The following is a 13,730-nucleotide window of genomic DNA, read 5'->3' on the forward strand; positions in this document are numbered from 1 at the left end:
AAAGTCATGTTAAAGCGATGGTTTACGGCTTTTGTGTTAATTTTAGTTTTAGTTTTAGGAGCCTGGGGGTATAGACAATATTTAGAAAAAATTTCCTACCACCGATATCTTCAGGCTCAGTATGATCGTTCCTTTTATCAGCTCATTTCAAATGTAGAAAATATAGAAACTTCAATGGGTAAACTCATGGTAGCCTCTTCTGACAAAACTACTATTTCGATCTTGGATGAGATATGGAGAGAGGCTTTCTCAGGGCAAGAGCATTTGAGCCAGTTGCCTATTGGCCAACCTGAAATAGACAACACATCGAAATTTCTGGTTCAGGTGGGAGATTACGCATATAGCCTTACAAAAAAAGTAGCGGCAGGAGAAAAGCTTACAGGAGAGGACTTAAAAACTCTGACTACGCTCCATAACTATGCAGTTTTCCTGGGCAAGAATCTTCATGACCTGAGCAAAAAAATTCAGGGAGGATATGAACTGGGGAATTTAAGAAAGCAGGGTACTCAAAAAATGGCTAAGATTGATAGCAAAATTTTGAATGTAAAGATGAACACGGTGAATCAAACAATGACAAATTTTCCTACTTTAATATATGATGGACCTTTTTCAGAAAGCCTTTCAAAACTTACTCCTAAAGGACTTACAGGTCCCGAGATTTCTTATGACAGAGCCGTGGAAATAGCAAGGAAATTCTATGGGAAAAATGTAGAATCTGAGAACAAGTATAGTCCTACCAATGGCAAAATAAAAACGTACGGAGTAGAGCTTAAACCTCATGGGAAACCACCTGTTTACATAAATGTGAGCAGAAAAGGCGGATATGTGGTGTGGATGATGGATGAAAGAAGCCCTTCAAAAGTAAATATTTCAGCTTCTCAAGCTTTAAAGCATGCAAAGAATTTTTTAGAAACCCACGGATTTAAAGACATGGAAAGCAGCTATTCCATGAAAGCGCCAGGCTATATTCAGTTTAACTTTGTACCTGTTGAAAATGAAGTCTATCTTTATCCAGATATTGTAAAAGTTAAGGTGGCTTTGGACAACGGAGACATAATAGGATTTGATGCCACAGCCTATTACATGAACCACGTAAAGAGAAAATTAGAAAAGCCAAAGCTCACATTAGAACAGGCAAGAGAAAAGGTCAATAAAAATCTAAAGATAGAGAGTACAAAATTGGCATTAATTCCGCTGGAGGGCGGGAAAGAAGTTTTGGCTTATGAATTCAAAGGAACTTACAGAGGAGATACTTTCTACGTCTATATAAACGCTATAAATGGGAGCGAAGAAAAGATATTGAAGGTTATAAAAACAGAACATGGGGATTTGACCATGTAGTTAATAACATAAAGGAGGTTTTGATGAGCAAAATAAGTGTGAGGGGTTAAAAAGGAGGGGATAAAAATGGGTAGACGCAGAGGGTTGATGTCAGACCAGCTCAAGTACGAGCTGGCGAAGGAACTCGGCGTTTACGACACCGTAATGAGGGAAGGTTGGGGAAGCGTAACCTCAAGGGACTGCGGTAACTTAGTGAAACTTGCAATTCAGAGAGCAGAGAAGATGCTAGTTGAGAACTACAACAACGGAAAAGTCACCCTCTAAACCCTCGGCCGGGAATTTTCCCGGCTTTTTACCTACTAAAAATTTTTAAATTGTGAGTAAATGTGGTATTATACTTGTCGTACAAATGCTATAATATATATTAGCAATTTTGTCATAGGAGTGAAAAAAGTGTATATAAATATAGACGGTATAAATATTTTTTATAAAAGAGATGGGCAAGGTAAAAAAGTTTTATTTTTACACGGATGGGGAGGAAATGCAAATAGTTTTTTACCCGTATTTAATGCTCTTTCAAAGGAATTCGAGGTGTATGCCATAGATTTCCCGGGCTTTGGTCGTTCAGATTTTCCGGATGGGGACTGGGATGTCACTAGATACATGGAAATTACATATAAGTTTATAGAAAGGTTAGGGCTTGGTAAGGTGAATGTAATAGCGCATTCCTTTGGCGGACGTGTTGCTATAATGTTGGCGGCTATTCACCCTGAGGTGGTAGATAAACTTGTTCTTGTAAATAGCGCAGGCTTAATTCCAAAAAGAGGATGGAAGTATTACTACAAGGTGTACAGGTTTAAGCTTGTAAAAACTATATTTTCGCTTTTAGGTAAGAAGGATGCAGTAGAAAAATTGTATGAAAAATATGGGTCGAAAGATTATAAAGAGGCGGGTCGCTTAAGGGGTACTTTCGTTAAGGTGATAAATCAGGATTTGAGAGGATATTTGAAAAAGATAAAAGCTCCTACGCTCCTTATATGGGGAGATAAGGACAGGGAAACTCCTATTGAATTTGCAAAGGTCATGGAAAGAGAGATTCCTGATGCCGGATTAGTGGTTTTTGAAAATGCAGGGCATTTTTCTTACCTTGAAAGATTGGGAGATTTTATAATCATTGTGAGTCATTTTTTGAGGTGATAGAAGATGTCGTATTTGTTTAATATATTTGATATATTTGCGGTTTTAGCTTTTGTTTTTGCGGTATTTTTTTATGGCAGGAAAGAGCTTCATATGGCGCAACTGGAAGGTTATAAAATAAAAAATTTTTTTAAATGGCATGTGAAGAATTGGGATAAATGGACAAAAGAATCATCGCTTTTTCTTATAGGTAGTCTGATTGTTTTTCTATTGGATTATTTCCTGTTTTCATCAAAACTTCTTCTTTTAATACCGATGATTTTGTTTGTTTACGCCACATACAAGGAAGTGACTTTAAAGAAAAGACCCAAAAAACCCCTTGTGTTTACTGCGAGAGCAACAAGACTTTTTACGACTTTCTGGCTTTTTATGGGACTTTCTCTATATTTTACACTAAAAGTGTATTTTAAAATTCCAAATCTTTTATCTACTGGCTTATTGCTCATAGCTGCTTTTGTTCCGGTTTATATGCTTTTTAGCTTGTTAGTTACTTATCCTTTGGAGATGTTTATTCAAATGCTTTATTACAAATCGGCTCAGCGCAAGATAAGGAGCAGAAAGGATTTAATTACCATAGGCATAACGGGTAGCTATGGCAAGACGAGTACAAAGCATTTCATTACTGCTATTCTTTCAGAAAGATTTTCTGTTTTGATGACCCCAGAAAGTTATAACACGCCTATGGGGGTTACAAAGGTCATCAGAAATGACCTTAAGGATTCTCATCAGATTTTTGTTTGCGAAATGGGGGCGAGACAGAAGGGAGACATAAAAGTTTTAGTAAAGCTTGCGAATCCAAAGATAGGAGTCATTACATCAATAGGTCCTCAGCATCTTGAGACTTTTGGGACCATAGAAAATGTTGCCAGAACTAAATTTGAGCTTATAGAAGGTCTCCCGGAAGATGGGATTGCTGTATTAAATGGGGATAATTACTATTGCAGGACTTTTGGAGAAAAATTTGGTGTACGAAAATTATTCTATGGAGTAGAAAATCCAACTGAAAGGAATTATTTTCTTTGGGCAGAGAATATCATTAATACTAAACAGGGACTTAAATTTGATGCAGTCACTGAAGATGGAAAAAGGATAAAGTGCGAAGTCCCACTGCTTGGGAGGCATAATGTGAGCAATCTTTTGGCGGCAATTTCTGTGGCGATAGCGTTGGGCATGGAGGAGGAAGAGATAAGAAGAGGGCTTTTGAAGGTTGAACCTGTTCCCCACAGGCTTCAGCTTATATCCACTCCTCATGGCGTAACCATTATTGACGATGCATTTAACTCAAACCCTGAGGGGGCAAAAGAAGCCCTTGCCTGTCTTAAGGAGATGGATGCAAAGAGGAGGATAATCGTAACTCCAGGAATGGTGGAACTGGGGGAGAAAGAGTATGAAGAGAATAAAAATCTCGGGAAAAACATTGCAGAGGTCTGTGACTATGCAATTTTAGTCGGGAAAAAGAGAAGTAGACCTATTTTTGAAGGGTTGAAGGAAGCCAGTTTTCCCGAAGAAAAAGTGTTTGTTGTGGCTAACTTGGATGAGGCTACAAAGGTTTTACAGACGCTACTTCAACCGGGAGATGTGGTGCTTTTTGAAAATGACTTGCCTGATAATTATGAAGGATGAGGAGGATTTTTATGTTGAAAGTGGCTGTGATGTTTGGGGGAAAATCAGTGGAACACGAGGTTTCTATAATTACAGGGCTCCAGGTCATTGAGAATATGAACAAAGAAAAGTATGAGCCAATACCGGTATACGTGGGAAGAGACGGGAGATGGTACACTGGCAAAGACCTTTTAGATATATCTAATTACAAGGACATACCTTCCCTTTTAAAAAAGTGCGAACAGGTTGTGCTGCCTCCTGTGCCGGGGCTTAACAAATTGTATTACTACCCTTTCAGGAAGAAATTCATGTCAAAAGAGTATGAGTACATAGACATAGATGTTATCTTTCCTGCTTTTCATGGAACTCATGGAGAAGACGGCACTATGCAGGGATTGTTTCAGCTGGCAAATATACCCTATGTGGGCAGCGGAGTAGTAGGGTCGGCTACGGGGATGGATAAGGTGATAATGAAAGATATATTTAAAGCTAATAATCTTCCTATAGTTAAATATCTCTGGTTTTTGAGAAAGGAATATGAAAAGGACAGAGAAGGTATGCTTAAATATATAGAAGAAAATCTCAGCTATCCGATGTTTGTTAAACCGGCTAATTTGGGTTCTAGCATAGGTATAAGCAAGGCTAAAAATAGGGATGAGCTTTTTGATGCTATAGAAATTGCTATTTATTATGACAGGAAGATAATTGTCGAGGAAGCCGTGAAAGAACCTATGGAAGTGAATTGTTCTGTGATGGGAATGGATAAGGAGCTAGAAGTGTCTCTTTGTGAGATGCCTGTCGCATGGGAAGAATTTTTGAGCTATCAGGACAAATACATGAGGAAAGAAAAAGGGGGAAAAGGCTCAACTACAAGACAGATTCCTGCGCCGATTCCCGAAGAGAAGACAAAAGAAATACAGGAATTAGCAAAAAAAGTCTTTCAGATTCTGGATTGCAGCGGATTGGCAAGAGTTGACTTCTTGCTGGAAAAAGAGACGATGAAGGTATATGTCAATGAAATAAACACAATACCTGGATCTTTTGCATTTTATTTGTGGAAGCCAATGGGGATAACTTTTGAGAATTTAATTGACAGGTTAATACAACAGGCTTTGGAAAGGCATAAAGAATATGCGAGGAACATGTATACCTTTGAGACTTCTTTACTTCTTAAAGCAGCAGAAAAAGGATTGAATAAATAGTAAATATTGATAGAATAAGGAAGTGGCGTTTTGTGTGTAAATCCAGTTTAAAAGTATTTACACAAAATGCCACTTCTTTAAATTTGTAAATAGTGTAAAAAATTTTTCATAAAACCCCCATTTTTATTGACAATTTTAAGCAGTAATAGTATAATAGTAATTATTGATGTAATATATTAAAGGGTTGAAACACATTTAGCGCACTTTTCTAACCTCACATCTTTTCAATTATCCCTCCAATGTATTTTCTAATTTTCCCTTTAAATCCTAATATATTATTGTGAGGGGGTCTTTAAAAAATGAGTGAGCTAAAAAAACAGATCACTTTTCCCGGCCTTATAGCATTAGGAATGGGAGGAATCGTAGGTACTAGTTGGATTTATACTAATAGTCGTTTTTTTGCAAAATACGGAGCTGGGGGAGAAATTTTCGGATTCTTGTTGGCGACTCTACTGGCAACTTTTATTGCATTAGCTTATGCGGAGTTGTCTACAGCTTTTCCTAGGGCAGGAGGAGAAGTTGTCTATACATATGTGGCTCTAGGTAAAGGCTGGTCTTTTGCAGCAGGTTGGGCCTTGATAGGAGCATATCTCAGCTCCTTGGCTTTTTACGTTGCTGCTGCAGGTTGGCTTTTTAGTTGGGCTATTCCTCAAATAGAAAGTGGACCTTATTACATGATAGCTGGCATGAAAATATATGTTTCTGAATTAATAATAGGTGTAGCGCTGGCTCTTCTGATTACCTGGTTAAACTATGTTGGCATAAAATCAGTTTCTATTGCTCAAATTGTTATGGTGTCAATCAAAATCCTTTTGGGATTAACTCTAGTAGCTGTTGGTTTTGGAGTGGGTAAAGTAGGAAACTTTTGGCCTGCTTGGAGCCCGGATATGAATCCTACTCTTGCTACTTTACGATTTGTATTGCCAGCCATGACCTATTTAACAGGATTTGAATTAGTAGCTGTTATGGCAGAAGAAGCAAATATGCCGCCGAGAAGGATTGGTCTGGGAGTTATTTCTTCTGTGATTTTGGCGGGACTTTTCTACACTATTGTTCTTCTTTCATCTGCCTGGGTAATACCATGGCAAGATACAGCAAAGATGGAATTAGGAACAATAGATGCTTTTAAGGCTGCAGGATTTCCTGCCTTGAGTATTGCAGCTTATCTAATTTCTTTGCTAGGATTAGGAACAGCTTTTCTTGGGTTATTTGCTGCTACCCCCAGGTTAATACTTTCCTTGGCGAGAGCAAAAATACTCCCAGAAAGTTTCACCAAAACCCATCCGAAGTATGGCACACCTATAAATGCTATATATCTCACTCTGGCTTTTGCAGTTGGGTTAGGATGGTTAGGCAAGAGAGCTATAATATGGTTTTTAGATATAGGTGGTTTTACCGTAGCTGCTGCATGGATTTTGGCCGTAATAAGTTTGTTTGTTATCAGAAAGAAGTATCCAAATTTAGAAAGGCCATATAAAGTGTCTAGCATGTTCTATCCGATTATAGGAGCAATAATGGCAGGGCTTATTGCAATTTCCACGCTTATACCTGGTACAGATTTGTCCCTGGAATGGCCATATGAATATATAATACTCGCAGTTTGGATAGTAGTAGGGTTTATACTTTACCTGTATTCTCCGCGCGGAGAAGAAAAAGAGGCCTTAAAAGAGTTGCTTGGTCCGGAGTACAGCAAGATTGCTGGAGAAAAGGGGGATAAAGATGAGTGACGTCGATTTTAAGAAAGTTGCCATTTCTACGCCTATTGATAAGTGGAGTTGGGAGGAAGTAAGGAAGGTACCGATTAAAGAAAATAACGAGAAGCTGGTTCCATTAAGTTTATATCCAGAAAGAATAGTAGTGCATTCAGAGTATTTTCTTCAAGGATTAAAAGGAGCGCTTCCCGAATGCTATGTGAGAGAAAGTGTTTATGAAAAATTGATTGAAGCAGCTAATTTATTACCACCGGGTTACAAATTTGTGATTTTTGATACGTGGCGCCCGATTCAGGTACAGCAATCGCTATTTGACACGTTAAAAGAGCGGTTTAGAAAGCAATACCCTAACGAATCTGAAGATGAGATCGTAAAAAGAACTCTCACATATGTGGCATTACCCTCTACAGATCCCGCAAGGCCTTCTCCTCACAATACGGGTGGAGCTGTTGATTTGACTATAGCTGATGACAAGGGAAGATTACTGAATATGGGGACAGAATATGATGACCCCACTGAGAAAGCAAGAACTACCTATTTTGAAGAACTATTAAAAGAAGGGAAAGTCCTTTCAAAAGAAGAGGAAGAGGCGCTCGAAAATCGGAGGTTGCTTTTTAATGTGATGACATCTGTGGGGTTTACAAATTATCTGGATGAATGGTGGCACTATGATTATGGGAATCAAAATTGGGCATGGGTAGCTAAAAAAGAATATGCTATTTACGGAAGAGCAAAACCTTTCTTTGCATGGAGGGACGATATAGAATAGTTTTTTCGGAGAGGGAGCGATACAGGGTTGCTCCCTCTTTGAATTTTTTAATAGGGGATACTTGAATTGAAGCTGATTGTGTGTTAAAAAATAATAGAAAAGGATTTTTCGTTGGAAAAAGGGGAGAGATAGTTGAAAAAAGCTATTATTTCTGTAAAAGGCATGCAAAGAAACGATATAGATGAGGTAGATACTATAGAGTTAATTACGGAGGGAAGCTTTTATATAAAAGGCGATACTTTTTATGTGGTATATGAAGAAAGTGAACTTTCGGGGATGGACGGAACAACTACGACGTTAAAAATTACAAGGGACAAGGTTACTCTCTTGAGATTTGGGACTAACAAATCGAAAATGATTTTCGAAAAAAATAAAAGGCATGAGACGGATTACAATACTCCTTATGGAAAAATTCTTTTAGGAATCATGTCAACAGACCTTGCTGTGGATATGGGAGAAACCGGTGGAGAGGTAAAGATAAAATATGTGTTAGACTTAAATAATCAAAGAGTCAGCAATAACGAATTACACTTAAGAGTGAGGGAGGTACAATAAACTTGGACAACATAATTCAGAAAGCCAAGGAAGAAATAAAAGGTCTCGTCTTGGATGCGATATCAAGGGCAAAAGAAGAGGGACTCATTGATTTTGGTTCTATTCCTGAGATAGAAGTGGAAGAGCCAAAAGAAAAACAACATGGTGACTTTGCTACTAATTTTGCAATGATTATGGCACGAGAAGCCAAAATGGCTCCCCGTAAAATTGCAGAAATTATCGTTTCTAAAATAAACTCTTATGGTAGTTTTATAGAAAAAGTTGAGGTGGCAGGTCCTGGCTTTATAAACTTCTTTCTTAATCAAAAATTTTTGATTGAAGCACTTAAGTTAATTCATAAAAAAGGAGAAAATTACGGAAGAGTCAACATAGGTAATGGGAAGAAAGTCCAGGTTGAGTTTGTTTCTGCTAACCCTACAGGTCCCATGCATATGGGGAATGCAAGGGGCGGTGCTATAGGGGATGTTTTGGCTTCTATACTCGATTATGCAGGATATAATGTTACGAGGGAATTTTACATAAACGATGCTGGCAATCAAATAGAAAAGTTTGGCTATTCACTTGAAGCAAGGTATTTGCAGCTTCTTGGAATAGATGCACAGGTACCAGAAGGAGGATATCACGGCGAAGACATAATAGATAGGGCAAGAGAATTTTTAGAAATTTATGGTGATAAGTACAAGGACGTTCCCTCTGAAGAAAGGCGTAAAGCTTTAATAGAATATGGACTTAAAAAGAATATAGAGAAAATGAAAGAAGATTTAGCGCTTTATGGAATAGAATACGATGTATGGTTTTCTGAGCAGTCCCTTTATGAGAGCGGAGAAGTGTACAAGGTCATAGAAGAGCTTACAAAAAAGGGATATACTTATGAAAAAGATGGGGCTTTATGGTTTAAGATGACTCTTTTTGGGGCAGAAAAAGACGACGTTTTGGTAAGGTCAAATGGCATTCCTACATACCTTGCTTCTGATATAGCTTACCATAAAAATAAATTTGTGACCAGAGGTTTTGATTGGGTAATAAATGTTTGGGGTGCTGACCACCACGGGCATGTTGCTCCAATGAAGGGAGCCATGAAAGCTTTGGGGATAGATCCTGACAGGTTGGATGTAGTTTTAATGCAGCTTGTCAAGCTTATAGAAGGTGGTCAGGTCGTCAGGATGTCCAAAAGGACGGGAAGGATGATTACTTTAAGGGATTTAATAGAAGAAGTGGGTAAAGACGCAGCGAGATTTTTCTTTAACATGAGGTCACCAGATAGCCCAATAGAGTTTGATTTAGATTTAGCAAAACAGCAGACAAATGAAAACCCTGTTTTTTACGTGCAGTATGCCCATGCCAGAATTTGCTCTATAATAAGGCAATTAGAAGAGATGGGGGTTAAGATAGAAAATATAGAAGATGTAGACCTTGGGCTTTTAAAAGAAGAGGAAGAAGTCGATTTGATAAAGAAACTTGCTTATTTTCCGGAAGAGATATCTATAGCGGCGAAAACCTTGGCTCCCCACAGGATTACAAGGTATGTCATAGACGTTGCTTCTTATTTCCATTCTTTTTATAACAAGCACAGGGTTAAAGGGGCGGAGGAAAATTTGATGAAAGCGCGTTTTGCTTTGATTTTAGCTGTAAAAACAGTTCTTAAAAATGCTCTCGACATGCTCAAAGTTACTGCACCAGAAAGAATGTAAAAAGGCGGTTTTTACCGCCTTTTTTGTGTTATAATAGGTTTTAGGAGGTGGTCTTTTATGAAAATAAAATGGTTAGGACATGCTTGCTTTAAATTGACTGCCGAAGATGGGACCACAATTGTCACGGACCCTTTTGATGATTCCGTAGGATACCCTATGCCAGATGTGAGAGCGGATATTGTAACTTCTTCCCATTCCCATTTCGACCACAATTATTTTAAAGCTGTAAAAGGAAAATTCGAAATAATAGACAGGATAGGAGAACATAACATAAAAGGAATAAAAATAAAAGGAGTAAGTACCTTTCATGACGAGGAGCAAGGGGCGAAGAGGGGAAAGAACATAGTTTTTGTTTTTGAAATTGACGGTGTGAGAGTGTGCCATATGGGAGATTTAGGACATGTATTAACAGAAAAGCAGGTCAATGAGATAGGTCCTGTAGATGTCCTTCTTATTCCTGTAGGGGGATACTACACAATCGATGCAAAACAGGCAGTAGAAGTTATGAAACAGCTAAACCCTAAAATAACCATTCCAATGCACTACAAAACGGAGTACATAGATTTTCCAATAGACACGGTCGACAACTTCCTGAAACTCACGAATGGGGAACAGCTTTCTTCTTCTGAGCTGGAAGTTAAGAAAGAAGATTTGGAAGGGCAGCCAAAAGTTATTGCATTAACTTTCCAAAAATAGATAAAAATTCTTAGAATATTAGACGTGAAAAAGGAAAACATAATAGTGTAAGGTTCGCGATGGTTGAGCCAAGGTCATTTAGAGGCGTGAGCCTTAAATGGCCGGCCAAAGATTGATTTTTTAAATCAGTCGGAGGGCAGATTGCAATGCGTCTTGATAAAGCGTAGAGCTAAAAAGGATGCATTGCAGTCGAGCTAAGACTGTTATGGGTGCCGCAGGCAGAGTACGCGCTTTTGCGATGTACTTAGGCCGGAAGTCTTAAAAGAGGCTTCCTAAGGTATCCATACCAGTCGAGCATAGGTCAGTACAGGTTGTGAAGTGCCAGATGGCGCCGAAGGACCTGTACTGGCTGAAGCGAAGACCATCGCGGACCTTACTTTTTTATTCAGACAAAGGGGACGGTTCCTTTTGTCTGTTTTTAATTAGTTTCTGTTGAAAATCAAAAAGGGAAAAGGTATAATGAAAATAAAAGGTAGAGCTGTAAATTGTTCTTGAGGTGATGTATTGTGGCGGACGAAGAAAAAGCAATGTATGAAAAAATGAGTATAGAGGAAGTCGTAGAAAATTTAAAAGTAGACCTGAAGGAAGGCTTGACAAAAGAAGAGGTGGAAGCGAGAGCGAAAAAGTATGGATATAACGAGGTGCCAGAGAAAAAGGAGAATCCTTATATAAAATTTGCGAAAAAATTCTGGGGTTTGACTGCTTGGATGCTGGAGGCAGTCATTGTGTTATCTTACATACTTCATAAGTATCTTGATATGTACATTATTGCTGCATTGCTTCTTGTTAATGCTGTAATAGGTTTTATGCAGGAAGAAAGAGCTTCCAAAGCTGTTGAGGCCTTGAAACAAAGGTTAAGAATAAATGCAAGGGTCCTGAGAGATGGCAAGTGGCAGCTTATACCAGCGAGAGAATTGGTGCCAGGGGATGTTATTAGGTTAAGAGCCGGTGATTTTGTTCCCGCGGATGTAAAATTGGTAGAAGGGGAAGTAGAAGTAGACCAGTCGGCTTTGACAGGAGAATCTTTAACTGTTGCAAAGAAAAAGTCTGATATGCTTTTTTCTGGTTCGATAGTAAAGTCCGGAGAAACTACTGCTGTTACTGTTTTAACAGGAGCAAATACTTATTTTGGGAAAACTACGGAGCTTGTTCAGTTAGCCAGACCTAAACTTCATGCTGAAGAGGTTACTTCTCAGGTGGTCAAATGGCTTCTTATAATAGTATCCATTGCACTTCTGGTGGCTTTTTCTGTTTCTTATATGATGAGTATAAATCTTATCGAAGTCGTTTCTTTAGCGCTTGTGCTCCTTGCTTCCTCTATACCTGTGGCTTTGCCTGCCATGTTTACAATAAGCATGGCGATAGGGTCTATGGAGCTCGCAAAAAAAGGAGTTCTGGTCACAAGGTTAAGTGCGGCGGAAGATGCGGCTACTATGGATACATTGTGTCTTGATAAAACGGGCACAATTACTATGAACAAGCTCTCTATAACCGACGTAATTCCAATGGAAGGTTTTACTGAAAATGAGGTGTTGCTTTACGGCGCTTTAGCTTCTCAGGAAGCAAATCATGACCCTATAGATTTGGCTTTTTTGAAGGCTGTTGAGGAGAGAGGAATTTCTTTAGAAGGCTACCTGCAAAAGGTTTTTCATCCTTTTGACCCAAAGACTAGGAGGACAGAAGCTGTAATTGAGAGGGAAGGCAAGACCTTTAAAGTGATTAAAGGAGCTTTAAACGTAATAGCTGAACTTACAAAAGAGGATGAAAAAGCTTTGAATGACAAAGCAATGAATTTTGCAGAAAAGGGTTATAGAACTCTTGCTGTTGCAATGGGGGAAAGCGACGAGAATTTAAAAATAGTAGGACTTGTGGCCTTATACGATATGCCAAGGCCGGATGCCAAGAAATTCATTGAAGAGTTAAAAAGTCTGGGTGTTTCTATAAAAATGTTGACAGGAGATGCTCTTCCTATTGCAAAGGAAACCGCAAGTCAAGTGAGCATAGGAGATAAAATAACGAATGCTCAGGAGTTTAGGGAATTAGTAGAAAAAGACCCGGAAAAAGCGGCAATGATTGCAGAAGAAAGCGATGGTTTTGCAGAAGTTTATCCACAGGATAAATACTCTATAGTAAAAAGCCTTCAAAAAAGAGGACATATCGTTGGTATGACAGGAGATGGGGTAAATGATGCTCCTTCGTTAAAACAGGCGGAAGTTGGCATAGCAGTAAGTACAGCCACCGATGTAGCAAAAGGAGCTGCGAGTGTTGTATTGACTGGAGAAGGGCTTTCAAATATAGTGGATTTAGTAAAGACGGGAAGAATGATTTACCAAAGGCTGTTGACTTGGATTTTTAATAAGGTAGTCAAGACATTCCAGATCGTTGTATTTGTAGTGGTGGCATTTTTATTGACAAAAAAATTTATAGTCTCTGCTTTTGATGTGATACTTTTGATGTTTGTAGTGGATTTTGTAACCCTTTCAATTTCTACAGATAATGCCAGATGGTCGAAAGATCCTGATACCTGGGATGTTAAAGGAATTGTGCTGTCCTCGATGCTTTTGGGTATACTGGTGGTAATAGAATCGTTAATCATTCTATACATTGGAATGAGATATTTGGGGCTTAATACTGATTACAATTTATTGCGCACATATTCTTTTTCTATTCTTTTCTACTTTGGAATATTTACTGTATTTGTAGTAAGGGAAAGAGGGCATTTTTGGGAATCAATTCCCAGTAAGTCTTTGCTATATACTGTAATAGCAGACCTTATTGTAGTGACAATTTTAGTAAGTGTTGGGATACCAGGAGTTAAACCAATCCCTATAACCCACACTGCCACAGTAATCACTTTATCTTTACTGTTTTCTTTCTTAGTCAATGACCCTGTAAAGTATTTGATGCTCAGACGTAAGTCTTTAAAATCTGTTTAGATAAAACACCGGGGACGGTTCCTTTCGTCTGAAAATCAAAATGAACGGACAAGAGGAACCGTCCCCTTTGTCTTGAAAAAACTAAATTA

11 protein-coding genes are annotated in these 13,730 nt (G+C 38.5%); all 11 read left to right on the plus strand.

The genetic code is table 11. The annotated features are described in order from the left end of the window. Positions 1-6 precede the first annotated feature (6 nt). The 11 genes from ypeB (at position 7) to ACPLVE_RS05145 (ending at position 13,641) form a co-directional block, all read left to right on the plus strand. Positions 7-1,341 (plus strand): germination protein YpeB, encoded by a 1,335-nt coding sequence (gene ypeB / locus ACPLVE_RS05095; protein WP_424610410.1) that lies wholly within the window; start codon positions 7-9, stop codon positions 1,339-1,341. 66 nt (positions 1,342-1,407) lie between these two features. Beyond that, positions 1,408-1,605, plus strand: a complete 198-nt coding sequence (locus ACPLVE_RS05100) for a small, acid-soluble spore protein, alpha/beta type (protein ID WP_009610892.1) — start codon at positions 1,408-1,410, stop codon at positions 1,603-1,605. 129 nt (positions 1,606-1,734) lie between these two features. Further along, positions 1,735-2,478: an alpha/beta fold hydrolase gene (locus ACPLVE_RS05105; protein WP_424610412.1), complete on the plus strand. Its 744-nt coding sequence runs from the start codon at positions 1,735-1,737 to the stop codon at positions 2,476-2,478. 6 nt (positions 2,479-2,484) lie between these two features. Next, positions 2,485-4,101: a UDP-N-acetylmuramoyl-tripeptide--D-alanyl-D-alanine ligase gene (locus ACPLVE_RS05110; RefSeq protein WP_424610414.1), complete on the plus strand. Its 1,617-nt coding sequence runs from the start codon at positions 2,485-2,487 to the stop codon at positions 4,099-4,101. An 11-nt stretch (positions 4,102-4,112) separates the two neighbouring features. Continuing rightward, positions 4,113-5,282, plus strand: coding sequence for a D-alanine--D-alanine ligase family protein (locus ACPLVE_RS05115; RefSeq protein ID WP_424610416.1), 1,170 nt, complete (start codon positions 4,113-4,115; stop codon positions 5,280-5,282). Between the two features lie 299 nt (positions 5,283-5,581). Further along, positions 5,582-7,009 carry an APC family permease gene (locus ACPLVE_RS05120; protein WP_424610417.1) on the plus strand — a complete coding sequence of 476 codons (1,428 nt, stop codon included), beginning with the start codon at positions 5,582-5,584 and terminating at the stop codon, positions 7,007-7,009. Beyond that, on the plus strand, positions 7,002-7,763 hold the full coding sequence (locus ACPLVE_RS05125) for a M15 family metallopeptidase (RefSeq protein WP_424610419.1): 762 nt from the start codon (positions 7,002-7,004) through the stop codon (positions 7,761-7,763). The genes ACPLVE_RS05120 and ACPLVE_RS05125 overlap by 8 nt, the downstream gene beginning before the upstream one ends. Before the next feature lie 132 nt (positions 7,764-7,895). Then, positions 7,896-8,318: a DUF1934 domain-containing protein gene (locus ACPLVE_RS05130; RefSeq protein ID WP_424610421.1), complete on the plus strand. Its 423-nt coding sequence runs from the start codon at positions 7,896-7,898 to the stop codon at positions 8,316-8,318. A 2-nt stretch (positions 8,319-8,320) separates the two neighbouring features. Then, a complete protein-coding gene (argS, locus tag ACPLVE_RS05135; protein ID WP_424610423.1) occupies positions 8,321-10,009 on the plus strand; it encodes an arginine--tRNA ligase in 1,689 nt (562 codons plus the stop codon). A gap of 57 nt (positions 10,010-10,066) precedes the next feature. After that, complete coding sequence (locus ACPLVE_RS05140; RefSeq protein WP_424610424.1) at positions 10,067-10,705, plus strand: MBL fold metallo-hydrolase; 639 nt, start codon at positions 10,067-10,069, stop codon at positions 10,703-10,705. Positions 10,706-11,232: 527 nt separating this feature from the next. Beyond that, a complete protein-coding gene (locus ACPLVE_RS05145) occupies positions 11,233-13,641 on the plus strand; it encodes a plasma-membrane proton-efflux P-type ATPase (RefSeq protein ID WP_424610450.1) in 2,409 nt (802 codons plus the stop codon). The last annotated feature ends 89 nt before the right edge of the window (positions 13,642-13,730 follow it).

The organism is Caldanaerobacter sp., assembly GCF_049701115.1.
Classification (GTDB): Bacteria; Bacillota; Thermoanaerobacteria; order Thermoanaerobacterales; family Thermoanaerobacteraceae; genus Thermoanaerobacter.